Raw genomic sequence first — 24,744 nt, forward strand, 5'->3', positions numbered from 1 at the left:
AGCCGGCTGTCCGCATATCGTGATGACGCGCCAGGTGCAGCGCGGCGGTCAGCCGCGCTTTCACTCGTCCCTGGCTAGCGCTATTCTCTCCCTTCCATTCAGCCGACGGCGGCCTTAAAACGACCTTGAATACCACCTCGACACCTCATCGCTTCACCCTCGAGCCCTTCGAAGCCAAGCGCTTCGCCAACCTCAGCGGGCAATTCGACGAGCACCTGCGCCTGATCGAATCGCGCCTGGGCATCGAGATCCGCAACCGCGGCAACCAGTTCGAGCTGCTTGGCGAGGCCGGCCAGACCCTGTCTGCCGAGAACCTGCTGCGCCGCCTGTACCGTGAAACCGACAGCACCGAACTTTCGCCTGACATGGTGCACCTGTTCCTGCAGGAATCGGGTATCGAGGAACTCAACAGCCCCAGCAGCCACACCGACGTCGCCCTGCGCACGCGCAAGGGCATGATTCGTCCGCGCGGCGCCAACCAGCAGCGCTACGTCAAGGCGATCCTCGACCACGACATCAACTTCGGCATCGGCCCGGCCGGTACCGGCAAAACCTACCTGGCCGTGGCCGCCGCCGTGGACGCCCTGGAGCGCGAGCAGATCCGCCGCATCCTGCTGGTGCGCCCGGCGGTCGAGGCTGGCGAGAAGCTCGGTTTCCTGCCTGGCGACCTGTCGCAGAAGATCGACCCATACCTGCGCCCGCTCTACGACGCCCTGTACGAGATGCTCGGCTTCGAGCAGGTGGCCAAGCTGATCGAGAAGCAGGTGATCGAAGTCGCTCCGCTGGCCTACATGCGCGGCCGCACGCTGAACAACAGCTTCATCATTCTCGATGAGAGCCAGAACACCACCATGGAACAGATGAAGATGTTCCTGACCCGTATCGGTTTCGGCTCCACCGCGGTGATCACCGGCGACGTCACCCAGGTCGACCTGCCGCGCGGCACCAAGAGCGGCCTCAAGCACGTCATCGAAGTGCTCAGGGACGTGCCGGGCATCAGCTTCACCCACTTCCTGCCCAAGGACGTGGTGCGCCACCCATTGGTGCAGCGCATCGTCGAGGCCTACGAGCGCTTCGATGCCGACCACCAGCCGTTCGACCGCCGCCCGGCGGACAACGATCCGGGAGCGCGCTCCGAGCCATGATCGAACTGGATCTGCAGGTCGCGAGCGAAGCTGGCCGCCTGCCCGCGCAGGCCGATTTTCAGGCCTGGTGCGCGATCGCTCTGCGCCAGCGCAGCGCCGACTCGGAACTGACCATCCGCCTGGTGGACGAAGAGGAAGGCCGCGAGCTCAATCGCACCTGGCGCGGCAAGGACTACGCCACCAACGTGCTGTCCTTCCCGGCCGATGTACCCGACGAATTACTCGATATTCCACTGCTCGGCGATCTGGTGATCTGCGTGCCAGTGGTCGAGCGCGAGGCTGTCGAGCAAGGCAAGACCTTGGATGCGCACTGGGCGCATCTGGTGATTCACGGCTGTTTACATCTTTTGGGCTACGACCACATCGACGATGCGGAAGCCGAAGAGATGGAAAGCCTGGAACGAATACTGCTCGCCGAGCTGGGTCATCCCGACCCGTATGCCGGCGACGAATGACTATAGGGATCCCGAGTAAAACGCCATGAGCGAAGACCGATCGAGCAACGAGCAGAAGTCCTGGTTGAACAAACTGACCCAGGCTTTTGCTCATGAGCCGAAAAACCGCCAGGAACTGCTGGAAGTCCTGCGTGATGCCCACCAGAACAAACTGCTCGACAGCGAGGCTCTGGCCATCGTCGAAGGCGCCATCCAGGTCGCCGACCTGCAGGTTCGCGACATCATGGTGCCGCGCTCCCAGGTGGTGACCATCAAGGCCAGCCAGCCCCCCAAGGAATTCCTCCCGGTGATCATCGAAGCGGCGCACTCGCGCTACCCGGTGATCGGCGAAACCCTCGACGACGTGCTCGGCATCCTGCTCGCCAAGGATCTGCTGCCGTTGCTGCTCAATGATCAGCCTGACTTCAACATCCGCGACATGCTGCGCCCGGCCACCTTCGTGCCCGAGTCCAAGCGTCTCAACGTGCTGCTGCGCGAGTTCCGCGCCAACCACAACCACATGGCGGTGGTGATCGACGAATACGGTGGCGTCGCCGGCCTGGTGACCATCGAAGATGTGCTGGAGCAGATCGTCGGTGATATCGAGGACGAGCACGACGTCGAGGAAGACAGTTACGTCAAGCCGCTGCCCAGTGGCGACTTCCTGGTCAAGGCGCTGACGCCCATCGATCACTTCAACGAAACCTTCACCACCGATTTCTCCGACGACGAGTTCGACACCGTTGGCGGCCTGGTGATGAGCGCCTTCGGCCATCTGCCCAAGCGCAACGAAGTGACGGTGATCGGCGAGTTCCGCTTTCGCGTGCTCAACGCCGACAGCCGCCGCGTGCATCTGCTACGCCTGACGCCGCTGGCCCGCTGACCCGACACCCCGCCATCTGGCGGGGTGTTCGCTCTCCCTTATCGTGAGTCCCTCGATGAACCGACTGTTCCAACCCGGCTGGGCCGGCAACCTGATCGCCCTGCTGGCCGGCGCGCTGACCACCCTGGCGCTGGCGCCCTATGGCATCTGGCCGCTGGCGCTGCTGTCCATCGCCCTGCTCTACCGCGGCCTGCGTGCGTTGACGCCGCGCCAGGCGGCCTGGCGCGGCTGGTGGTACGGCTTCGGGCTATTCGCCTCGGGCACTAGCTGGGTTTACGTGAGCATCCACGACTACGGCGCGGCCTCACCGCCGCTGGCCGCCTTCCTGACCCTGGGTTTCGTCGCCGGTCTGGGCCTGTTCTTCGCCCTCGCCACCTGGCTGTGGGCGCTGTGCCTGCGCCGCGACAGCGCGCCATTGGGCGATGCCCTGGCATTCGCTGCGCTGTGGGTGGCCCAGGAAGCGTTTCGCGGCTGGTTCCTCACCGGCTTCCCGTGGCTCTATGCCGGCTACAGCCAGCTCGACGGTCCCATGGCCGGCCTGGCGCCGATTGGCGGCGTGTGGCTGCTGTCGTTCGCCCTGGCATTGAGCGCAGCGCTCTTGGTCAACCTGCCGCGCCTGCTCGGCAACAAGCCACAACTGGCCGAGGCGCTGGTGCTGCTGATCGCGCCCTGGCTGCTCGGCGCTGCATTCAAGGATCACGCCTGGACCGCACCGGCAGGCGAGCCGCTCAGCGTGGCGGCGATTCAGGGCAACGTGGAACAGAACCTCAAGTGGGACCCGGCCCAGCTCAACGCCCAACTGGCGCTGTACCGCGACATGAGCTTCGCCAGCAAGCCGGTGGATATCCTGGTGTGGCCGGAGACCGCGGTGCCGGTGCTCAAGGAACAGGCCATCGGCTACCTGAGCATGATGGATCGCTTCGCCAGCGACCGGAAAAGCGCACTGATCACCGGCGTGCCGATCCGCCAGCCCAATGCCGACGGCGACATGCGCTACTACAACGCCGTCAGCGTGATCGGCCAGGGCAGCGGCGATTACCTCAAGCAGCGCCTGGTGCCGTTTGGCGAATACGTGCCGTTGCAGGACATGCTGCGCGGGCTGATCGCCTTCTTCGACCTGCCGATGTCCGACTTCGCCCGCGGCGAGCACGACCAGCCGCTGCTCGAAGCCAAGGGGCACCGCATCGCCACGTTCATCTGCTACGAAGTGGTCTACCCGGAATTCGCCGCCGAGATGGCGGCCCAGAGCGACCTGCTGCTGACGGTCAGCAACGACACCTGGTTCGGCAAGTCGATCGGCCCGCTGCAGCATCTGCAGATGGCGCAGATGCGCGCCCTGGAGGCCGGCCGCTGGATGATCCGCGCCACCAACAACGGTGTGACCGTGCTGATCGACCCGTTCGGGCGTATCACCGAGCGCCTGCCGCAATTCGAACAGGCCACGCTCTACGGCCAGGTGCAGCCAATGCAGCACCTGACGCCCTACCTGCAATGGCGCTCGTGGCCACTGATCATTCTCTGCAGCCTGCTGGCCGGCTGGGCGCTGGTGCGGCGGCGTCGGGACGCGAAGTAAGCAGGGTCGAACTGAGTGGTGGGCTGATGCGAATCGGCATCCTGCCCACCCTTCTTGTCTTTTCCGGATAGGCGTTACAGCCTGTGGGAGCGCGCTGGGGCGCCTAGTCCATGCGCGCGAAAATCACGGGCATGGCCCGTTCCCACACTTGAGAAGCGGCGCACTCCACAACGTAGGGTGGGCTTTAGCCCACCACTTAACGCTACCTCCCGTAAACCAGCGGATAAGCCAGCGCGCCTATCACCTCGTTGAGCAGCAAGGTGCTTTGCCAGAAGGCCTTGCCTTCCGGCAGCCAGCCCCCCATCGGCCGGCCATTGGCCACGCCGAGAAAGCCCACCGGCGCCGTCATCACCTCGAAACCGGCCTGCTCGAAGCACCAGCGTGAGCGCGGCATGTGCCAGGCCTGGGTCACCAGCAAAACCCGACGGATGCCTTCAGGCTCGAGCAGCGCAGCAGTTTCGGTCGCATTTTCCCAGGTGGTGCGGCTGCGCTCCTCCTGCCAACGCACCTCGACACCCAGATCCTCGCGCATCACCTCGGCCATCAGCGCAGCCTCGCTGGGCGGGCGACCGAAGTGCAGGCCGCCGGTGGTCAGCACCGGCAAGCCGGAGGCTTTGGCCAGCCGCGCCGCATAGCGGGTGCGCTCCAGCGCCATGGCGCTGGGCTGCTCGCCGCCCCAGGCGGGGTCGTCCGAATCGCGCCCGCCGCCGAGCACGACGATGACATCCGCCTGCTGCGCCAGGGTGCTCCACTGTTGCTGGGCGATTGCCGGCTCGCGCTCGATGGCCCTGGCCATCCATTCCACCGTTACGGGCAGGCTCATCAACCACAGGCCGCCCAGCCCGAGTGTGAAACAGCACAGGGCCAGCCGCGGGAAACGCCGGCGCAGGAACCAGCCCAGGGCGATGAGCAGCAACAGGACGCCGGGCGGCATGAAGAACTGCTTGAGCAGATAGCGCAGCGGCATCGAGCACCTCCAAAAAGGCTCGAAGCCTAGGGCCTGTTGACGTTTCAGCGCAAGCGGACGGAGCGACCTGCGGCCAGGGTCAGGACTTGTGGCACTCGGGCTCGCGACAGGCCAAGGCCGGCTGACGCTCGAATGGCGGCTGCGCAACCGCCGACTGGTATTGACGCGCCGCCGTGGCGTGCCAGCCATTGAGCCAGGCGCGGTCCTTGGCGAGGTATGCGGTAATCAGCGCCAGCTCGTCGGGCGACAGGCCGCGCACCTCCATGTCCGGAGGCGGCTGGCTGGACAGCTGCGCCAGGTTGTCGGCTTCGTCCAGGGCCACGGTCAGGCGTTCCAGCAACCGCCCATAGGGGTCACTCTCGTTATGGGTATCTACGGGGACTTGCATCGCACACCTCCAGGCAGGGCGCCTTCCACTGAGCGTAGCCGCCACCCCGCATCCGGCTTGCCGCAACGACAAATGGCGCCGTCGACGGCGCGCCGCGCAATCAGCGTTTCCCTCTGCCGAGGGGGGTCATGTATGCTACGGCGTTTCCCGAAAGCCCCTTTCCCTAGCGCAAGTAGCCATGCACGAACAGTATCAGCCACGTGAAATCGAAGCCGCCGCGCAATCCCACTGGGACGCGCAGAACTCCTTTGCTGTCAGCGAACAGCCCGGCAAGGACACCTTCTACTGCCTGTCGATGTTCCCCTACCCGAGCGGCAAGCTACACATGGGGCACGTGCGCAACTACACCATCGGTGACGTGATCGCCCGCTACCAGCGCATGCAGGGCAAGAACGTGCTGCAGCCCATGGGCTGGGACGCTTTCGGCATGCCGGCGGAAAACGCCGCCATGAAGAACAATGTGGCGCCGGCCAAGTGGACCTACGAGAACATCGAGTACATGAAGTCCCAGCTCAAGAGCCTGGGCCTGGCCATCGACTGGTCTCGTGAAGTCACCACCTGCAAGCCGGACTACTACCGCTGGGAACAATGGCTGTTCACCCGCCTGTTCGAAAAAGGCGTGATCTACCGCAAGAACGGCACCGTCAACTGGGACCCGGTCGACCAGACCGTACTGGCCAACGAGCAGGTCATCGACGGCCGTGGCTGGCGTTCCGGCGCGGTGATCGAGAAGCGCGAGATCCCCATGTACTACTTCAAGATCACCGCCTACGCGGATGAACTCCTGAGTAGCCTGGACGAACTCGATGGCTGGCCGGAACAGGTCAAGACCATGCAGCGCAACTGGATCGGCAAGTCCCGCGGCATGGAAGTGCAGTTCCCCTACAACGTCGACTCCATCGGCGAAGCCGGTGCGCTGAAAGTGTTCACCACCCGCCCGGATACCCTGATGGGCGCGACCTACGTCGCCGTGGCCGCCGAGCACCCGCTGGCCACTCTGGCCGCCAAGGAGAACCCCGAGCTGCAGGCGTTCATCGCCGAATGCAAGGCTGGCAGCGTCGCCGAAGCCGACATGGCCACCCAGGAAAAGAAAGGCCTGCCGTCCTCCCTGTTCGTCGAGCACCCGCTGACCGGCGAGAAGCTGCCGGTGTGGGTCGCCAACTACGTGCTGATGCACTACGGCGACGGTGCGGTCATGGCGGTTCCGGCCCACGACGAGCGCGACTTCGCCTTCGCCCGCAAGTACCACCTGCCGGTCAAGGCCGTGGTGCGCACCAGTGCTGGCGATGAAGTCGGTAGCGAATGGCAGGACGCCTACGGCGAGCATGGCCAGCTGATCAACTCCGGCGAGTTCGACGGCCTGGACTTCGAGGGCGCGTTCGACGCCATCGAGGCGGCGCTGCTGCGCAAGGAGCTCGGCAAATCGCGCACCCAGTTCCGCCTGCGCGACTGGGGCATCAGCCGCCAGCGCTACTGGGGCTGCCCGATCCCGATCATCCACTGCGACAGCTGTGGCGACGTACCGGTGCCCGAAGACCAGTTGCCGGTAGTGCTGCCCGAAGACGTGGTACCGGACGGTGCCGGCTCGCCGCTGGCGCGCATGCCAGAATTCTACGAATGCAGCTGCCCGAAATGCGGCGCACCGGCCAAGCGCGAAACCGACACCATGGACACCTTCGTGGAATCGTCCTGGTACTTCGCCCGCTACGCCTCGCCGCACTATACCGGCGGCATGGTCGACCCGGCGGCGGCCAACCACTGGCTGCCGGTTGACCAGTACATCGGCGGCATCGAACACGCCATCCTGCACCTGCTCTACGCGCGCTTCTTCCACAAGCTGATGCGCGACGAAGGCCTGATCACCTCCAACGAGCCATTCAAGAACCTGCTGACCCAGGGCATGGTGGTCGCCGAAACTTACTACCGCGTGCTCGATAACGGCGGCAAGGACTGGTTCAACCCGGCCGACGTCACCGTCGAGCGGGATGCCAAGGGCAAGGTCATCGCTGCCAAACTGGCCAGCGACGGCCTGCCGGTGGAAATCGGCGGTACCGAGAAGATGTCCAAGTCCAAGAACAACGGTGTCGACCCCCAAGCGATGATCGATGCCTACGGCGCCGACACCTGCCGCCTGTTCATGATGTTCGCTTCGCCGCCCGACATGAGCTGCGAGTGGTCGGATGCCGGTATCGAAGGCGCCAACCGCTTCCTGCGCCGAGTCTGGCGTCTGGCCCAGGGCCATGTCAGCCAGGGCCTGCCGGGCGTACTGGATATCGCCAAGCTGGACGACGCCGGCAAGGAAATCCGCCGCGCCATTCACCTGGCCATCAAGCAGGCCTCCCAGGACGTTGGCCAGCACCACAAATTCAACACTGCCATCGCCCAGGTGATGACCTTGATGAACGTGCTGGAAAAAGCCCCTCAGGACAACGACCAGCAGCGCGCGCTGATCCAGGAAGGCCTGGAAACCGTCGCCCTGCTGCTCGCCCCGATCACCCCGCACATCAGCCACGAGCTGTGGCAGGAGCTGGGCCATGAGGAAGCCATCATCGACGCCAACTGGCCGGTGGTAGACGAGTCGGCCCTGGTGCAGGACAGCCTGACCCTGGTGATTCAGGTCAACGGCAAACTGCGCGGGCAGATCGAGGTGCCGGCCGATGCCAGCCGCGAAGCCGTCGAAGCCGCAGCGCGCAGCAACGAGAACGTACAACGTTTCACCGAAGGGCTGACGATCCGCAAGGTCATCGTGGTGCCTGGCAAGCTGGTCAATATCGTCGCCAGTTGAGGCGACAGGGAACGGCCGGTTGCCACTGGCGACCGGCATCCGGTCTAGAGTTTCGGCCATGCCGGCCAGCGGAGCCGGCAGGACAAGGGGATACGAGATGATCAAGCGCAATCTGTTGGTAATCGGCCTGGCTGGCCTGCTCGGCGCGTGCGGCTTCCAGCTGCGTGGCACCGGCGACGTGCAGTTCGCCCTCAAGGAGCTCGACGTGAGCGCACGCGACACCTACGGCGACACCGTGCGTGACGTCAAGGACGTGCTGGAGAACAACGGCGTTCGCGTGTTCCCGGGCGCAGCCTACAAGCTGTACCTGGCCCGCGAGCAGGAAAGCCAGCGTTCGGCCAGCTACACCAGCTCGGCGCGCAGCGTCGAATACGAGCGCACCATGAGCCTGGATTACGAGATCCGCGGCGCCAAGAATCTGCTGTTGCTGAGCAACAAGCTCGAAGTGCAGAACTACTACGTGCAGGACTCCAACAACCTGATCGGCAACGACCAGCAGGCCAATCAGCTGCGCACCGAAATGCGCCGCGATCTGGTTCAGCAGCTGGCCCAGCGCCTGCAGCAGATCACCCCGGCGCAACTGGATGAGCTGCAACAGACCGCCGAAGCCAAGGCGAAAGCCGAAGCCGACGCCCTGGAAGCAGCCCGTCAGCGTGAAGCCGCGCAGCCGCAGCAATCGCCCATCGAACTACCTGCTCGTTAAGCCAGACGGGGCCACTCAGGTGGCCCCTCGGCTCTCTGCCCCATGAAACTCGCTCCCGCCCAACTCGGCAAACACCTGCAAGGTACCCTCGCCCCGGTTTACGTGGTATGTGGCGATGAGGCCCTGCTTTGCCAGGAAGCCACCGACGCCATTCGTAGCGCCAGCCGCGCCCAGGGATTCACCGAGCGCGAAGTGTTTCATGCCGAGGCCAATTTCGACTGGGGCATGCTCTACGAAGCCGGCGCCAGCCTGTCATTGTTCGCCGAGAAACGTGTCATCGAGCTGCGCATCCCCAACGGCAAGCCAGGTGACAAGGGCGCGGCAGCGATTCTCGAATACCTCGGCCGCCCGCCGGAAGACACCCTGCTGCTGATCACCCTGCCCAAGCTCGACGGCAGCACCCAGAAGACCAAGTGGGCCAAGGCGCTGATCGACGGGCCCAACTGCCAGTTCGTGCAGATCTGGCCGGTAGATGCCAATCAGTTGCCACAGTGGATTCGCCAGCGCCTGGCCCAGGCCGGCATGAACGCCAGTGCCGATGCGGTCGACCTGATCGCCGCGCGGGTCGAAGGCAATCTGCTGGCCGCCGCTCAGGAAATCGAGAAGCTCAAGCTGCTCGCCGACGGCCAGCAGATCGATGCAGGCACCGTGCAGGCTGCCGTTGCCGACAGTGCCCGCTACGACGTCTTCGGCCTGATCGACGCCATCCTCAACGGCGAGGCCGCCCACGCCCTGCGTATGCTCGATGGCCTGCGCGGCGAGGGGCAGGAGTCGCTGTTCATCGTGGTGATGCTGGCCCGTGAGCTACGCCAACTGGCCAATATCGCCTATCAGCATGGCCAGGGCATCCCGCTGGACAAGGCCTTCGCCTCCGCCCGCCCGCCTGTTTGGGACAAGCGTCGCCCGCTGGTCAGCAAGGCCCTGCAGCGTCACACGCCGGCACGCTGGAATGCCCTGCTGATGGATGCCCAGCAGATCGATGCACAGGTCAAGGGCCAGGCGCCGGGCGATCCCTGGGCCAGCCTGTCGCGCCTGGTGTTGATGATGGCCGGCCAACGCCTGAAGCTCGGCGCTTAACAGGCCGTTGAAAAACGTAGGCGAGGCAGACAGCGCAATACCGGCGGCGGCCCCATAAAACATCAAAACAGGCGAAACGTAGCGCAGCGGAGTAACAGCCGAAGGCTGGCCCGCAGGGCGAACGCAGTGAGTCAAAAGCGGAGTGTACGAGTAGTACATGAGCATTTTGAGTTTGTTTTTAACGCTGCGATGGCAACGCAGCTAGTTTTTCAACAACCTGTTAACGCCTACCTCGCGTATGGACATTGTCTGCCCAACGGCGCATGATTCGCGCCGCTCGCTATCCGGGCGGGCACCGATCGAGGATCTGCCATGAGCAAGAAGAAGCGCCCCAACAAGGCCAAATCCATCATCGCCCAGCCGCTGTTCCGCTCACGCCAGGAACGCCCCGGCAAAGGAAAAGGCAGCTACAACCGCCAAGCCTCCCAGCAAAACTGGGAGGCTTGTTCATTTGTGGCGGCTTGAAAAACTCGCCCGGCCCGAATTTCCACTCATCCGTGCTAAGGTGGTCGCCTGCAAAACGTGTTGAGATGACCATGCCCAACCTGTTCATTCGCGGCCTGCCTGCCACCGCTGCGGCCAGCTTCCTGCTTTTGCTCACGGCTTGCGCCGATGCCCCTGCCCAACCATTGGCTTCCACAAGTGGCGTGCCGAACGCTACGGCCAGCAACGCTGCCCCCAGCCAGCCCGTCGAAGAGCAACTGAGCTTCGAACAATGGCGCGACCTGCTGCGCAGCGACGCCATCGCCGCGGGCATCAGCCCGACCCTGTTCGACCGTGCCTTCGCCGGCGTGGTGCCGAACCCTGATGTGGTCAAGGCCGACAGCAGCCAACCCGAATTCAGCCGCCCGGTGTGGGAATACCTCAAGGGCGCGGTGTCGCCGAGCCGGGTCGCCCGCGGGCGCATCCTGCTGACCCAGAATCGCGCCATGCTCAACCAGATCGAGCAGCGTTATGGCGTCGATGCCGAAACCCTGGTCGCCATCTGGGGCCTGGAGAGCAACTTCGGCAGCAATATCGGCAGCCACAACGTGGTGCGCTCGCTGGCCACCCTGGCCTACGAAGGCCGTCGTCAGGCCTTCTGGCGTGGTCAGTTGCTGGCCGTGCTGCAGATTCTCCAGCATGGCGACATCGCCCCCGAGAGCCTGGTCGGTTCCTGGGCCGGCGCCATGGGCCAGACCCAGTTCATGCCCACCACCTACAACGAGCACGCCGTGGATTTCGACGGCGACGGCAAGCGTGACGTGTGGACGTCCACCGCCGACGCCCTGGCGTCGGCCGCCCACTACCTGCAGAGCTCCAACTGGCAACTGCGCCAGCCCTGGGGTTTCGAGGTACAGCTGCCGAAGGGCTTCGACTACGCTCTGGCCGACCCGGAAGTGCGCCGCAACATGGCGCAGTGGCGCGAGCTGGGTATCCACCCAGTCGGCCAGCCGCTGAGCACGCCTCGCGACGACGCCAGCGCCACGCTGCTACTGCCAGCCGGGCACCGCGGGCCGGCCTTCCTGCTGTTCAGCAACTTCCGCAGTATCCTGCGCTACAACAACTCGACGTCCTATGCTCTGGCCATCGGCCTGCTGTCCGACAGCCTGCGCGGCGGCAACGCCGTGCAAGGCAGCTGGCCCGAGGGCGACCGCCAGTTGGGCCGCAGCGAGCGTGTCGAACTACAGGAACGCCTGAACGCCCGCGGCTTCGACTCCGGGCATGCCGACGGCATCATCGGCGCCAACACCCGCAAGGCCATCCGCGCCTTCCAGCTGCACCTGGGCTGGCCAGCCGATGGCTACCCGGATTTCGACCTGCTCGAGCAGTTGCGTCAGGCGCAGTGACCCTGCCGCGTGGTGACGCCCGTCACCACGCCTTTCTTCGACGTTTGCGAATCGCCCGTTCCTGGGCGACTCTGTAGCCAGGCACTTGCTGTGATCCAGAAATGCCCGGCTACCCGCCTGCCGTGATCCGGCGCGGGTCAATGACAACAGAGAGGTCGCTATGCACGACATCGAGCTGAACGAAGAACAACGCATGATCCGCGACTGCACCCGGCAGTTCGCCCGGCGCGCCATCGCGCCCCACGCCCAGGAATGGGAAAAGGCTGGCTGGATCGACGATGCCGCGGTGGCCCAGATGGGCGATATGGGCCTGTTGGGCATGATCGTGCCGGACACCTGGGGCGGCAGCTATCTCGATTACGTGGCCTATGCCCTGGCCGTGGAAGAAGTCTCCGCCGCCGATGCCGCCACCGGCACCCTGATGAGCGTACACAACTCGGTAGGTTGCGGCCCGCTGCTCAATTACGGCAGCGATGAGCAGAAGAGCGAATGGCTGGCCCGCCTGGCCAGTGGCGCGGTGATCGGTTGCTTCTGCCTGACCGAACCTCAGGCCGGCTCCGAGGCCCACAACCTGCGTACCCGCGCCGAGCTGCGTGACGGCCGCTGGGTACTCAATGGCGCCAAGCAATTCGTCAGCAACGGCCGCCGTGCCGGGCTGGCGGTCGTCTTCGCGGTAACCGATGCGTCGCTCGGCAAGCAGGGCCTCTCGGCCTTTCTGGTGCCCACCAACACGCCGGGCTTTCGCATCGAGTGCAGCGAGCACAAGATGGGCATCCGCGCCTCGGACACCTGCGCCATCACTCTGGACGACTGCAGCATTCCTGCCGCCAACCTGCTGGGCGAGCGCGGCAAGGGCCTGAGCATCGCCCTGTCCAATCTCGAAGGCGGGCGCATCGGCATCGCCGCCCAGGCGGTCGGTATCGCCCGCGCTGCCTTCGAAGCCGCCCTGCTCTACTCCCGCGAACGGGTGCAGTTCGACAAGCCGATCGGCGAACACCAGAGCATCGCCAACCTGCTGGCCGACATGCACACCCAGATCAACGCCGCCCGGCTTCTGACCCTGCATGCCGCGCGCCTGCGCAGCGCCGGCCAGCCATGCCTGTCGGAAGCCTCCCAGGCCAAGCTGTTCGCCTCGGAAATGGCCGAGCGGGTGTGCTCCAAGGCGCTGCAGGTGCACGGCGGCTATGGCTATCTGGAAGATTTCCCGGTGCAGCGTTACTACCGTGATGCGCGCATCACCCAGATCTACGAAGGCGCCAGCGAAATCCAGCGCCTGCTGATCGCCCGTGAGCTCAAGCACTACGCGCTATAAGAACCTGTTCAAAGTCTTATCTGCGCATGAAGCGGCAACTACAAGGCAGAAGCAGACACTCAAACCAACCTGTGGGAGCCCCGACCTCGGGGCGAAACGATTGCAGCCTGACTGCCTATTTCGGCGGTGCCTGAGCGATTCGCCGCGAGGTCGCGGCTCCCACAATGGATCGGATAACGGCCGCTCCCGCCACTTTGCCGCCGAAATCGACGAACCTGGGCAAGATCATGAACGGTTTCTAAGCACGCCCCTAGCCCTTGAGTAACCGCGCCTCCGCGTTATCCAGATCGCGGAGGATCTCTGCCAGCATGTCGTCGTCCAGCTGGTTTTCCTTGCGCATCCGGTAGAGCTCCAGGCGCTGGGTGCGCAAGGCGTGCAGGCGCATGCGATATTCCAGCTGGTCGGCCTGGCGCTGGTACTCGCGCGACTCCTCGGCACGGCGGGTGCGGGTGCGTTCGAGCAGGTCGCGGTACTCGCTCATCAGCTTGGCGCGGATCTCTGCCGTGGCGATGGCGCTGTCGGTATCGGCGGCCTTTTCGTCATCGGCTTCCAGGCAGCGGATCGCCGCCTGCAGCACCTGGGCGCGGTGCTGGTTGAGTTCCGCCTCCTGCCGCGCGACGTTGTCCTGAGGCAACAGCGGCAGCAGTCGGGGCAGCACCACGCTGGCCACCAGAAGCGACACCAGAATCACCCCGGCCGCGATCAGGATCAGCAGGTCCCGCTCGGGAAAGGCCTCGCCGCTGTTGAGCAACAGCGGCAGCGACATCACGCCCGCCAGGGTCACCGCACCGCGCACACCACCGACGGTCAGTACGGCGGTCAGGGCGATGCGCGATTGCCCGGCAAAGCGGGTCGACTTGCCGCGCCAACGGCGCAGCATGCCCGAGGTCCGCCAATAGCAGTAAACCCAGGTAAAGCGCAGCGCCATCAGCACCGCATACACGGCCAGCACGTATCCTAGCGCCGGCAGCAACAGGTGCCAGGTATCGGCGTGCTCACCGATCACCGCCTTGATGATGTCCGGCAATTGCAGGCCCAGCAGCAGGAAGATCAGGCCATTGAAGGTGAACTCGAGCATCGCCCACACGCCGCGGTTGAGCAGCCGCGTGGTGGTTTGCCGCGGCAGCAGGTCGAGGCGGCTCTGCATCATGCCGGCCGCCACCGCCGAGAGAATGCCCGACAGCCCCAGGTGCTCGGCAGCCACGTAGGCGGCGAAAGGCAGCAGCAGCATGAGCAGCACATGGGGCGCCGGCTCCTCCCAGCCACGGGCGATCATCCAGGCGCGCAGACGACCGAGCAGGTAACTCAGCGCCATGCCGATCAGCAGGCCGCCAGCGGCTACCAGCACGAACTGTAGGCTGGCATCGGTGAACGAGAACACCCCGGTCAGGGTGGCCGCCACGGCGAACTTAAATGCCACCAGGCCGGAGGCATCGTTCATCAACGCCTCGCCTTGCAGCAGATTGTTCAACGTGTTGGGCAGACGCCCATGGGCGATCGCCGATACCGCCACCGCATCGGTTGGAGACAGCACCGCCGCCAGGGCGAAGCAGGCTGCCAGGGGAACCTGGGGCAGCAACCAGTGAATGAAATATCCAGCGCCCAGAATGGTCACGAACACCAGGGCGAAGGCCAGGAACAGGATCGGTGTGCGCAGCTTGCGAAACTGCCCCTTGGGCATGCGCCAGCCATCGACGAACAGCAGCGGCGGGATGAACAGCAGCAGGAACAGCTCGGGGTCGAGGCGTACGTGCAGGCCCAGCGCCGGCACCGCCAGCAAAGCGCCGATGAGGATCTGCAGAATGGGCAGCGGCAAGGGAATGAACTGCGCACTGATACGGGTGCCACTGACCACCAGCAACATGATCAGGATGGTGTAGAGAAGCTGCATGAGGGGAGAGATCCTTTGCGATGACGGCCGCCTGGCGAGGGCCGGTGCATTCTAACGCCAGCAGCGTGCAGGCGGATGCGCCGCAAGCCGAATCGACGTGGCATAATCGGCGGCCTCGGTATTCACAAGTAGCAACGGGGACTCGACGAGTGGAGTCCTCCAGAGGTAGACCAATGAGTTACGTGCTTTATGGCATCAAGGCCTGCGACACCATGAAGAAGGCCCGCACCTGGCTCGACGAGCGTGGTGCCACTTACCAGTTCCACGATTACAAGACCGCCGGCATCGACCGCGGCAACCTGCAGAAATGGTGCGACGAACACGGCTGGGAAACCATCCTCAATCGTGCCGGCACCACCTTCCGCAAGCTCGACGACGCGCAGAAAAGCGATCTCGACCAGGCCAGGGCCATCGACCTGATGCTGGCCCAACCGTCGATGATCAAGCGCCCGGTGCTGGACCTTGGCACCCGCACCCTGGTCGGTTTCAAACCCGAGCGTTACGCCGCCGAACTGGCCTGATATCGCCTCCCCAATCGAATTCGCTGCAAGGAAAAGCTCATGTCCAATACTCTGTTCAGCCTGGCCTTCGGGGTCGGCACCCAAAACCGTCAAAGCGCCTGGCTGGAAGTGTTCTACGCCCAGCCACTGCTCAACCCGAGCGCCGAGCTGGTCGCCAAGGTCACCGAGAAACTCGGCTACAGCGGCGGCAACCAGGCCATCGCCCTGACCAACCAGCAAGCCGGTGAGCTAGCCAGCGCCCTGAAAGGCGTCGACAGCGTGCAAGCAGCATTGCTGACCCGCCTGGCCGAAAGCGCCAAGCCGCTGGTCGCTACCCTGCTGTCCGAAGACGCCGCCCTGACCAGCACGCCCGAGGCCTACCTCAAGCTGCACCTGCTGTCCCACCGCCTGGTCAAGCCACACGGCCTGAACCTGACCGGCATCTTCCCGCTGCTGCCCAACGTCGCCTGGACCAGCCAGGGTGCGGTCGACCTGGCCGAGCTGCCGGAGCGCCAACTGGAAGCTCGCCTCAAGGGCGACCTGCTGGAAGTGTTCTCGGTGGACAAGTTCCCGAAAATGACCGACTACGTGGTGCCGAGCGGCGTGCGTATCGCTGACAGCGCACGGGTTCGTCTGGGCGCCTACATCGGCGAAGGCACCACCGTGATGCACGAAGGCTTCGTCAACTTCAACGCCGGTACCGCCGGCCCGGGCATGATCGAAGGTCGCGTGTCCGCCGGCGTGTTCGTCGGCAAGGGTTCGGATCTGGGCGGCGGCTGCTCGACCATGGGCACCCTGTCCGGTGGCGGCAACATCGTCATCTCCGTGGGCGAAGGCTGCCTGATCGGCGCCAACGCCGGTATCGGCATCCCGCTGGGTGACCGCAACATCGTCGAAGCCGGCCTGTACGTCACCGCCGGCACCAAGATCGCCCTGCTCGACGACCAGAACAACCTGGTCAAGGTGGTCAAGGGTCGTGATCTGGCTGGTCAGGCTGACCTGCTGTTCCGTCGTAACTCCCAGAGCGGCGCGGTCGAGTGCAAGACCAACAAGTCGGCCATCGAGCTGAACGAAGCCCTGCACGCTCACAACTGAGCCCTGGCTTCGCCCGAACGGGCTGTGCGCGCGATAGACTGACGTCTTCGTGGGCACAGCCCGTTTTCACATCCAGCGTGACGAGATCCGGATGACCCTGATTTCCCCCTGGCGCGCCGACTTCCCCGGCCTCGGGGCCTTCGACGCCGACGGCCAGACCTACCTCGATAGCGCCGCGACCGCGCAAAAGCCGCAGGCCGTACTCGATGCCCTGCTGGCCTACTACGCTGGCGGCGCTGCCAACGTGCATCGTGCCCAGCACCTGCCGGGTGAACGTGCCACCCGCGCGTTCGAGGCGACCCGCGACAAGGCAGCCCGCTGGCTGAATGCGGCCAGCCGCGACGAGATCGTCTTTACCCGCGGCGCCACCGAATCGCTCAACCTGCTCGCCTATGGGCTGGAATCGATATTCATGGCCGGCGACGAGATCGTCGTCAGCGCCGCCGAACACCACGCCAACCTGCTGCCCTGGCAGCAACTGGCCGGGCGCAAATCCCTCAAGCTTGTGATACTGCCGCTCACTCCCGCTGGCGATATCGACCCGCAGGAGGCCACCGCGCTGATCGGCCCACGTACCCGCCTGCTCGCTCTCAGTCAGTTGTCCAACGTGCTGGGGCGCTGGCAGGACGTGCAGCCGCTGATTCGCCAGTCGCAGGAATACGGCGCCCTGACCGTGGTGGACGGCGCCCAGGCCGTGGTGCATCGCCGCCAGGACGTGCAGGCGCTGGGCTGCGACTTCTACGTGTGCTCCAGCCACAAGCTGTATGGGCCCGATGGCGTCGGCCTGCTCTACGGCCGGCGCGACGCGCTGCAGCGCCTGAACCACTGGCAGTTCGGCGGTGAGATGGTCCAGCAGGCGGATTATCACGCCGCGACCTTCCGCCCCGCCCCGCTCGGCCTGGAAGCCGGTACGCCGGCGGTATCCGGGGTGATTGCCCTTGGCGCGGCCCTGGACTACCTCGAACGTCTCGACGCCGACGCGGTCAGCCGCCACGAAGCGGCGCTGCATCACCTGCTGCTCGCCGGCCTGCAGCGTTATCCAGGGCTGCGTCTACTCGGCGAGCCGCACACGGCGCTGGCCTGTTTCACCGTCGATGGCATCCACAGCGGCGACCTCGCCCACCTGCTCACCGAGCAAGGCATCGCCGTGCGGGTCGGTCATCACTGCGCCATGCCGCTGCTACAGCGCCTGGGCGTAAACGGTGCGATTCGCGTATCCCTCGGCCTTTACAACGACGAGGCCGACCTGCAGCGCTTGTTCGCCGCCCTGGACAAAGCCCTGGAGTTGTTGCGATGACCCTGCCGACCACCGCGCAAGAAGCACTCGACGCCTTTACCGCCTGCCCCGGCTGGGAACAGCGCGCGCGCCTGCTGATGCAATGGGGCGAACGCCTGGAGCCGCTCGCCGAAAGGCATGAAGCGGATCGCGTACACGGCTGTGAAAGCCAGGTCTGGCTGAGCGGTGAACGACAGCACGACCGTTGGCACTTTCGCGCCAGTAGCGATGCGCGCCTGATACGCGGCCTGCTGGCCGTACTGCTGGCCCGGGTCAACGGATTGCCTGCAGGCGAGCTGGCCGGGCTGAACATCGCCGACTGGTTCGCCCAGCTCGGCCTGTCCCGTCAGCTGTCGCCCTCACGGGCCAGCGGCATGAACGCCGTGGTGCAACAGATGCGCCGGCTGATCGACGCGGCTTAAACCTTCGCGGCCACACGCTCGCTGGGGCGGCGCGCACCGGCCACCAGCTTGTCGACGATACGCGCGGCGGCGACCATGCCGAAGGTCGCCGTCACCATCATCACCGCGCCGAAGCCGCCGGCGCAGTCGAGCTTCACGCCCTCACCGACGAATGCCTTGCTCTGGCACACACCGCCGTCCTCGCCAGGGTAGCGCAGCTGCTCGGTGGAGAACACGCAGGGCACGCTGTAGGTGCGCCCCGGCGTGCGCGAGAAGCCGTAGTCGCGGCGCAGGGTCGAGCGCACCTTGGCGGCCAGGGGATCGTTGAAGGTCTTGTTGAGGTCGGCGACCTGCACCTGGGCCGGGTCGATCTGCCCGCCGGCGCCACCGGTGGTCACCAGGGCGATCTTGCGGCGCTTGCACCAGGCGATCAGCGCCGCCTTGGCCGCCACGCTGTCGATGCAGTCGACCACGCCATCGAGCTCCACCGTGATGTACTCGGCCATGGTCTCGCGGGTCACGAAATCGGCCACCTCGTGCACCACGCACGCGGGGTTGATGGCTCGCAAGCGCTCGCCCATCACCTCGACCTTGGCACGCCCGACCTGCCCTTGCAGGGCATGGGCCTGGCGATTGGTGTTACTGACGCAGACGTCGTCCAGATCGAACAGGGAAATCTCGCCCACCCCGGAGCGCACCAGCGCTTCGGCCGCCCACGAACCGACGCCGCCGATACCGACCACGGCCACGTGGGCGGCGGCCAGCCGTTCTGCACCTTCGCGGCCATACAACCGGGCGATGCCGGCGAAACGCTGTTCATCGAACGACATGGGGGCTCCTCTTTTCAGGGCGCGCATTATAGAAAGGCTGGCAGCGCTTCCCAAGCACCATCGGGCCGGTACCTGCAGAGCGCCAGTGCACAGCGTTCGAACATCACCGGGCAGCTCCCCGGAGCTGTGCTATACAGTCATTCATCGACGGAGTAGCATGCGCGCCAGCCGGCGTTCGCCGGTCTTCTCCCCGTTCCACCCTTCGGAACCTTACACAGCATGCTTTCGCGCAAGTTCGGTCTCAATCTAGTTGTTTTCCTGGCTATTGCCGCCCTGTTCACCGGTATCTGGGCGCTCTACAACCGCCCGGTCACGGCCCCGGACTGGCCGGAACAGATCTCCGGCTACTCGTTCTCGCCGTTCCGGCAGGGGCAGAGCCCGCAAACTGGCGTCTACCCGAGCGATCAGGAGATGCGCGAGGACCTCGAGTTGCTGTCCAAGCAAACCGACAGCATCCGCACCTATTCGGTGGACGGTGACCTCGACAAGATCCCCGCCCTCGCCGAGGAGTTCGGCCTGCGCGTGACCCTGGGCGTGTGGATCAGCCCGGACGAGGAGCGCAACGAACGGGAAATCACCAAGGCCATCGAAATCGCCAACAACTCGCGCAGCGTGGTTCGCGTGGTGGTGGGCAACGAGGCGCTGTTCCGCCGCGAAGTCACCGTCAAGCAGTTGACCGCCTACATGGACCGCGTGCGTTCGGCGGTCAAGGTGCCGGTCACCACCTCCGAGCAGTGGCACATCTGGGACGAATTCCCGGAGCTGGCCGACCACGCGGACCTGATCGCCGCCCACGTGCTGCCCTACTGGGAATTCATTCCCATGAAGGACTCCACCCAGTTCACCCTGGACCGCGCCCGTGACCTGAAGAAACTGTTCCCGAAAAAGCCCCTGCTGCTGTCCGAAGTGGGCTGGCCGAGCAATGGCCGGGTGCGCGGCGGCGCCGAGGCGACCCAGGCCGACCAGGCCATCTACCTGCGCACCCTGGTCACCACATTGAACGCCCAGGGCTACAACTACTTCGTCATCGAAGCCTTCGACCAGCCATGGAAGGCCGGCGACGAAGGTTCGGTGGGCGCCTACTGGGGCGTCTACAACCTCGACCGACAGCCGAAATTCAACTTCGAAGGCCCGGTAGTCGCCATTCCGAAATGGCGCATGCTGGCCGTCGCCTCGGTGGTCATGGCGCTGCTGTCGCTGGCCCTGATGCTGATCGACGGCAGTGCCCTGCGCCAGCGCGGCCGCACCTTCCTGACCTTCGTGGCGTTCGCCGGTGGGTCAGCGCTGGTGTGGATCGGCTACGACTACAGCCAGCAATACAGCACCTGGTTCAGCACTCTGGTCGGCGTGCTGCTCGGCATCGGCGCCATCGGCGTGTTCATCGTGCTGCTCACCGAGGCCCACGAGTTGGCCGAGACGGTGTGGACGCAACGCCGCCGGCCATTCACGCCGGTGGTCGGCGACAGCCATTACCGGCCCAAGGTGTCGATCCACGTGCCGTGCTACAACGAGCCGCCGGAAATGGTCAAACAGACCCTCGACGCCCTGGCCGACCTCGATTACCCGGACTTCGAAGTCCTGATCATCGACAACAACACCAAGGACCCGGCGGTGTGGGAGCCGGTGCGTGACTATTGCGAAGAACTCGGCCCGCGCTTCCGCTTCTTCCACGTCGCTCCGCTGCACGGCTTCAAGGGCGGCGCGCTGAACTACATCCTGCCGCACACCGCGCCGGACGCCGAAGTGGTGGCGGTGATCGACTCCGACTACTGCGTCGATCGCAACTGGCTCAAGCACATGGTGCCGCACTTCGCCGACCCGTCGATCGCCGTGGTGCAGTCGCCGCAGGACTACCGCGACGGCGAGGAAAGCACCTTCAAGAAACTCTGCTACGCCGAGTACAAGGGCTTCTTCCACATCGGCATGGTGACCCGCAACGACCGCAACGCGATCATCCAGCACGGCACCATGACCATGATCCGCCGTACCGTGATGGACGAGCTGAAGTGGGCCGACTGGACCATCTGCGAGGATGCCGAGCTGGGCCTGCGGGTGTTCGAGAAAGGTTATTCGGCCGCCTACGCCCACGACAGCTTCGGCAAGGGCCTGATGCCCGATACCTTCATCGACTACAAGAAGCAGCGCTTCCGCTGGGCCTACGGCGCCATCCAGATCATGAAGGGCCACGCCCGTCAGCTGCTGGCCGGCAAGGACAGCGAGCTCAAGCGCGGCCAGCGTTATCACTTCATCGCCGGCTGGCTGCCGTGGGTCGCCGACGGCCTGAACATCTTCTTCACCGCCGGTGCGCTGCTGTGGTCGGCAGCGATGATCATCGTGCCGCAACGGGTCGACCCGCCACTGCTGATCTTCGCGATTCCGCCCCTGGCGCTGTTCCTGTTCAAGGTCGGCAAGATCATCTTCCTCTACCAGCGGGCGGTGGGCGTCAACCTCAAGGATGCCTTCTGCGCGGCGGTGGCCGGGCTGGCGCTATCGCACACCATCGCCAAGGCGGTGCTCTACGGCATGTTCACCAAAACTATCCCGTTCTTCCGCACCCCGAAGATGCGCTCCAGCCATGGCCTGATGGTCGCACTGGCAGAGGCTCGCGAAGAGGTGTTCGTCATGCTGCTGCTGTGGGGCGCTGCCCTGGGTATCGGCATCGTGCAAGGCCTGCCCAGCTACGACGTGAAGTTCTGGGTGATCATGCTGCTGGTGCAGTCGCTGCCCTATCTGGCCGCCCTGATCATGGCGCTGCTCTCCTCGCAGCCCAAGCCGCTGGAAATTCCGGTGGTACAGGACGACGCCGAGAACGAGGCGCAGAAAGCCTGATCCGCGGCAACGCGACCTGAAAACGGCGGCCATTGGCCGCCGTTTTTCTAGGTGTCGAGACGCCTTGCACCGACGTCGATGCTGGCTGCGCCGCAGCCCGACCGTCCTTACGCCTACGAGCCCCGGGCGTTTTGCTTTAAGCTATGCGCCCTTCTCGCCCTGCACTGTTTTACCGGAGCTCCCATGACGGCCCTGTCCCCCACCCTCGAACTCGCCTGCGACCTGATCCGCCGCCCTTCGGTCACCCCGCTGGACGAGGGCTGCCAGGAGCTGATGATGCGCCGTCTGGCGGCGCTGGGCTTCGCCGTCGAGGCGATGCGTATCGAAGACGTGGACAACTTCTGGGCCAGCCACGGCAATGAAGAGGGCCCGGTGCTGTGCTTCGCCGGCCATACCGACGTGGTGCCGACCGGCCCGGTACAGGCCTGGCAGCACGGTCCGTTCGACGCCCTGATCGACGAGCAGGGCATGCTTTGCGGCCGCGGCGCCGCGGACATGAAAGGCAGCCTGGCGTCGATGATCATCGCCGTCGAGCGCTTCGTCGCCGAGTACCCGAACCACAAGGGGCGCATCGCCTTCCTGATCACCAGCGACGAAGAAGGCCCGGCCCACCACGGCACCAAGGCGGTGGTCGAACGCCTGGCCGCGCGCAACGAGCGGCTGGACTGGTGCATCGTCGGCGAGCCGTCGAGCACCACCCTGGTCGGTGACGTGGTGAAGAACGGTCGCCGCGGCTCCCTGGGCGCTACCCTGACCGTACGCGGCGTCCAGGGCCACGTGGCCTACCCGCACCTGGCGAAGAACCCGATCCACCTGGCCGCGCCGGCCCTCGCCGAGCTGGCGGCCGAGCATTGGGACGACGGCAACGCCTTCTTCCCGCCAACCAGCTTCCAGGTCTCCAACCTCAACTCGGGTACCGGTGCCACCAACGTAATTCCCGGCGAGCTGACGGCCATCTTCAACTTCCGCTTCTCCACCGAATCGACGGTCGAAGGCCTGCAACAGCGGGTCAATGCCATCTTCGACAAGCACGGCCTGGACTACCACATCGACTGGGCGCTGTCGGGCCTGCCATTCCTCACCGAGCCGGGCGCGCTGCTCGATGCGGTCAGCACCAGCATTCGCAACGTGACCGGCCGTGAAACCACGCCGAGCACCAGCGGCGGCACCTCCGACGGCCGCTTCATCGCCACCCTGGGCACCCAGGTGGTCGAGCTCGGCCCGGTCAACGCGACCATCCACCAGGTCAACGAACGCGTGCTGGCCAGCGATCTCGAGGTGCTCACCGAGATCTACTACCAGACCCTGGTCAAGCTGCTCGCCTGATGCTCGCCTGCCCGATCTGCCAGGCGCCACTGACCGCCGTCGACAATGGCGTGGCCTGCCCGGCCAACCACCGTTTCGATCGCGCACGCCAGGGCTACCTGAACCTGCTGCCGGTGCAGCACAAGAACAGCCGCGACCCGGGCGACAACGCCGCCATGGTCGAGGCCCGTCGCCGCTTCCTGAGCGCCGGCCACTATGCGCCGCTGGCCGAGCGCCTGGCAGCCCTGGCCGCTGGCTATCAGCCACAGCGCTGGCTGGATATCGGTTGCGGCGAGGGCTACTACACCGCGCAGATCGCCGATGCCCTGCCGGATGCCGACGGCTATGCGCTGGATATTTCCCGCGAGGCGGTCAAGCGAGCCTGCAAGCGCGCCCCGCAGTTGAACTGGTTGATCGCCAGCATGGCCCGCGTGCCCCTGGCCGATGCCAGCTGCGGGCTGTTGGCCAGCGTATTCAGCCCACTTGACTGGCAGGAGGCCAAGCGCCTGCTCGCTCCCGGCGGTGGCCTGCTGCGCATGGGCCCGACTCGCGAGCACCTGATGGAGCTGCGCCAGAAGCTCTATGACGAAGTGCGCGACTACGATGACTGCAAGCACCTCGAACTGATCCCGCCTGGCATGCACCTGGCACACAGCGAAACCCTGAGTTTTCGGCTGCCGCTCGAGAACGAGCAAGCCCGCGCCGACCTGCTGGCGATGACGCCCCACGGCTGGCGCGCCAGTGCCGAGCGCCGCGCAGCGGTGATCGCCAAACGCTTCGAAGTGAGCGTCGCCATCCGCTACGATTGGATCGAGCGAGACGCGTCCTGAACGCCCCGACCAGATGAGAACCCACATGCGCCAACCGGATATCGAAATCTACCTGAAGGACGCCGAGCACCAGGCCGTGGCCGCCTGGCTGACCCAGGCACTGGGCCCCTGCTCGGACTGGCAGCAGAAAGGCCAGACGTTCCAGTGCCGCGCCGGCGACATTCCGGTGACCTGGCTGCCCAAGGCCGTAGGCAAATGGCACAGCCTGTACTTGGAAAGCGATGCCACTCCGTGGGAAGACGACCTCGCCTGCGCCCAGGCAGCCTATACGGCTCTGGGCGTGGAGGTCCGTTGCGCCCCCGGCAGCTGGGACGAGAACGAGAGCGATGAGCAGGCCGACCAATGGCTGCGCATCAGCGCCGATGGCGTGCAGGAAATTACCTGGCGCACGGGCTGATAACCGACGCTACCAGCGCTCATGGCGCCGCCGGTACCGCCTGCCAATACCGGGCGCTTGTATTCTCTCAGCTACGCGCGCTCCCCTAAGAACCTGTCCATAATCTTTAAGACCAGGTTCGGCGACTTTGGCGGCTAAGTGGCGGTAGCGGCCGTTATCCGATCCATTGTGGGAGATTCTATGTCAAGGATCCCCCTTTTTCGGGGTTGTAATCGACCTGCTTCTGCATCAGCGCAAAGGCGATACGAGCGAGTTTACGGGCCAGGATGGTCAGGGCTTCTGTTCGCTTGAGCC

Annotated in this window: 22 protein-coding genes; 18 read left to right on the forward strand and 4 right to left on the reverse strand. The window is 65.2% G+C overall.

Going from position 1 to position 24,744, the window contains the following annotated elements; translation table 11 throughout:
* The first annotated feature begins 125 nt into the window (after positions 1-125).
* The 4 genes from BVH06_RS13990 to lnt are packed head-to-tail and all read left to right on the forward strand — an operon-like array spanning position 126 to position 4,035.
* Entirely contained in the window at positions 126-1,145 is a 1,020-nt protein-coding gene (locus BVH06_RS13990) for a PhoH family protein (RefSeq protein WP_075929913.1), read from the forward strand.
* Positions 1,142-1,600 carry an rRNA maturation RNase YbeY gene (ybeY, locus tag BVH06_RS13995; protein WP_075929912.1) on the forward strand — a complete coding sequence of 153 codons (459 nt, stop codon included), beginning with the start codon at positions 1,142-1,144 and terminating at the stop codon, positions 1,598-1,600. The genes BVH06_RS13990 and ybeY overlap by 4 nt, the downstream gene beginning before the upstream one ends.
* 25 nt (positions 1,601-1,625) lie before the next feature.
* Complete coding sequence (locus BVH06_RS14000) at positions 1,626-2,462, forward strand: HlyC/CorC family transporter (RefSeq protein WP_075929911.1); 837 nt, start codon at positions 1,626-1,628, stop codon at positions 2,460-2,462.
* Positions 2,463-2,517: 55 nt separating this feature from the next.
* Positions 2,518-4,035, forward strand: coding sequence for an apolipoprotein N-acyltransferase (gene lnt, locus BVH06_RS14005; protein ID WP_075934435.1), 1,518 nt, complete (start codon positions 2,518-2,520; stop codon positions 4,033-4,035).
* Positions 4,036-4,237: 202 nt separating this feature from the next.
* Here lnt and BVH06_RS14010 read toward each other — a convergent pair whose 3' ends face one another.
* The gene (locus BVH06_RS14010) at positions 4,238-5,002 is read right to left on the reverse strand and encodes a YdcF family protein (protein ID WP_075934436.1); all 765 of its coding nucleotides are present in this window, start codon (positions 5,000-5,002) and stop codon (positions 4,238-4,240) included.
* A gap of 79 nt (positions 5,003-5,081) precedes the next feature.
* On the reverse strand, positions 5,082-5,390 hold the full coding sequence (locus BVH06_RS14015; RefSeq protein WP_139315642.1) for a hypothetical protein: 309 nt from the start codon (positions 5,388-5,390) through the stop codon (positions 5,082-5,084).
* 178 nt (positions 5,391-5,568) lie between these two features.
* Between BVH06_RS14015 and leuS the strand changes: the two genes are divergently transcribed.
* The 6 genes from leuS (at position 5,569) to BVH06_RS14045 (ending at position 13,096) form a co-directional block, all read left to right on the forward strand.
* Positions 5,569-8,175 (forward strand): leucine--tRNA ligase, encoded by a 2,607-nt coding sequence (gene leuS, locus BVH06_RS14020; RefSeq protein ID WP_075934437.1) that lies wholly within the window; start codon positions 5,569-5,571, stop codon positions 8,173-8,175.
* 97 nt (positions 8,176-8,272) lie between these two features.
* The gene (gene lptE / locus BVH06_RS14025; protein ID WP_075929906.1) at positions 8,273-8,878 is read left to right on the forward strand and encodes an LPS assembly lipoprotein LptE; all 606 of its coding nucleotides are present in this window, start codon (positions 8,273-8,275) and stop codon (positions 8,876-8,878) included.
* A gap of 42 nt (positions 8,879-8,920) precedes the next feature.
* Positions 8,921-9,955, forward strand: coding sequence for a DNA polymerase III subunit delta (holA, locus tag BVH06_RS14030; protein WP_075929905.1), 1,035 nt, complete (start codon positions 8,921-8,923; stop codon positions 9,953-9,955).
* Between the two features lie 312 nt (positions 9,956-10,267).
* A complete protein-coding gene (gene arfA, locus BVH06_RS14035) occupies positions 10,268-10,420 on the forward strand; it encodes an alternative ribosome rescue factor ArfA (protein ID WP_075929904.1) in 153 nt (50 codons plus the stop codon).
* Positions 10,421-10,491: 71 nt separating this feature from the next.
* Positions 10,492-11,784: a lytic murein transglycosylase gene (locus BVH06_RS14040; protein ID WP_075934682.1), complete on the forward strand. Its 1,293-nt coding sequence runs from the start codon at positions 10,492-10,494 to the stop codon at positions 11,782-11,784.
* A 160-nt stretch (positions 11,785-11,944) separates the two neighbouring features.
* Positions 11,945-13,096, forward strand: a complete 1,152-nt coding sequence (locus tag BVH06_RS14045; protein ID WP_075934438.1) for an acyl-CoA dehydrogenase family protein — start codon at positions 11,945-11,947, stop codon at positions 13,094-13,096.
* A 250-nt stretch (positions 13,097-13,346) separates the two neighbouring features.
* Here BVH06_RS14045 and BVH06_RS14050 read toward each other — a convergent pair whose 3' ends face one another.
* Positions 13,347-14,987, reverse strand: coding sequence for a Na+/H+ antiporter (locus BVH06_RS14050; protein WP_075934439.1), 1,641 nt, complete (start codon positions 14,985-14,987; stop codon positions 13,347-13,349).
* A gap of 173 nt (positions 14,988-15,160) precedes the next feature.
* On the opposite strand from BVH06_RS14050, the gene BVH06_RS14055 reads away from it, so the two are divergent.
* The 4 genes from BVH06_RS14055 (at position 15,161) to BVH06_RS14070 (ending at position 18,280) form a co-directional block, all read left to right on the forward strand.
* Entirely contained in the window at positions 15,161-15,508 is a 348-nt protein-coding gene (locus tag BVH06_RS14055; RefSeq protein WP_075929901.1) for an ArsC family reductase, read from the forward strand.
* 39 nt (positions 15,509-15,547) lie between these two features.
* A complete protein-coding gene (gene dapD / locus BVH06_RS14060; RefSeq protein WP_075934440.1) occupies positions 15,548-16,582 on the forward strand; it encodes a 2,3,4,5-tetrahydropyridine-2,6-dicarboxylate N-succinyltransferase in 1,035 nt (344 codons plus the stop codon).
* Between the two features lie 91 nt (positions 16,583-16,673).
* Entirely contained in the window at positions 16,674-17,879 is a 1,206-nt protein-coding gene (locus BVH06_RS14065; RefSeq protein ID WP_075934441.1) for an aminotransferase class V-fold PLP-dependent enzyme, read from the forward strand.
* On the forward strand, positions 17,876-18,280 hold the full coding sequence (locus tag BVH06_RS14070; RefSeq protein ID WP_075934442.1) for a SufE family protein: 405 nt from the start codon (positions 17,876-17,878) through the stop codon (positions 18,278-18,280). Before BVH06_RS14065 ends, BVH06_RS14070 begins: the two co-directional genes overlap by 4 nt.
* Here the strand turns inward: BVH06_RS14070 and tcdA are convergent.
* Positions 18,277-19,089: a tRNA cyclic N6-threonylcarbamoyladenosine(37) synthase TcdA gene (tcdA, locus tag BVH06_RS14075; protein ID WP_075934443.1), complete on the reverse strand. Its 813-nt coding sequence runs from the start codon at positions 19,087-19,089 to the stop codon at positions 18,277-18,279. The genes BVH06_RS14070 and tcdA overlap by 4 nt on opposite strands.
* 219 nt (positions 19,090-19,308) lie before the next feature.
* On the opposite strand from tcdA, the gene BVH06_RS14080 reads away from it, so the two are divergent.
* From BVH06_RS14080 to BVH06_RS14095, 4 genes are all read left to right on the forward strand, one after another.
* On the forward strand, positions 19,309-21,918 hold the full coding sequence (locus BVH06_RS14080; RefSeq protein ID WP_075929896.1) for a glycosyltransferase: 2,610 nt from the start codon (positions 19,309-19,311) through the stop codon (positions 21,916-21,918).
* A gap of 183 nt (positions 21,919-22,101) precedes the next feature.
* Positions 22,102-23,244 (forward strand): succinyl-diaminopimelate desuccinylase, encoded by a 1,143-nt coding sequence (gene dapE / locus BVH06_RS14085; RefSeq protein ID WP_075929895.1) that lies wholly within the window; start codon positions 22,102-22,104, stop codon positions 23,242-23,244.
* On the forward strand, positions 23,244-24,053 hold the full coding sequence (locus tag BVH06_RS14090) for a putative RNA methyltransferase (RefSeq protein WP_075934444.1): 810 nt from the start codon (positions 23,244-23,246) through the stop codon (positions 24,051-24,053). Before dapE ends, BVH06_RS14090 begins: the two co-directional genes overlap by 1 nt.
* Before the next feature lie 25 nt (positions 24,054-24,078).
* Positions 24,079-24,450: a hypothetical protein gene (locus BVH06_RS14095; protein ID WP_075934445.1), complete on the forward strand. Its 372-nt coding sequence runs from the start codon at positions 24,079-24,081 to the stop codon at positions 24,448-24,450.
* Positions 24,451-24,744 lie beyond the last annotated feature (294 nt).

Origin of the sequence: Pseudomonas sp. PA27(2017) (assembly GCF_001945445.1) — a bacterium.
Classification (GTDB): Bacteria; Pseudomonadota; Gammaproteobacteria; order Pseudomonadales; family Pseudomonadaceae; genus Aquipseudomonas.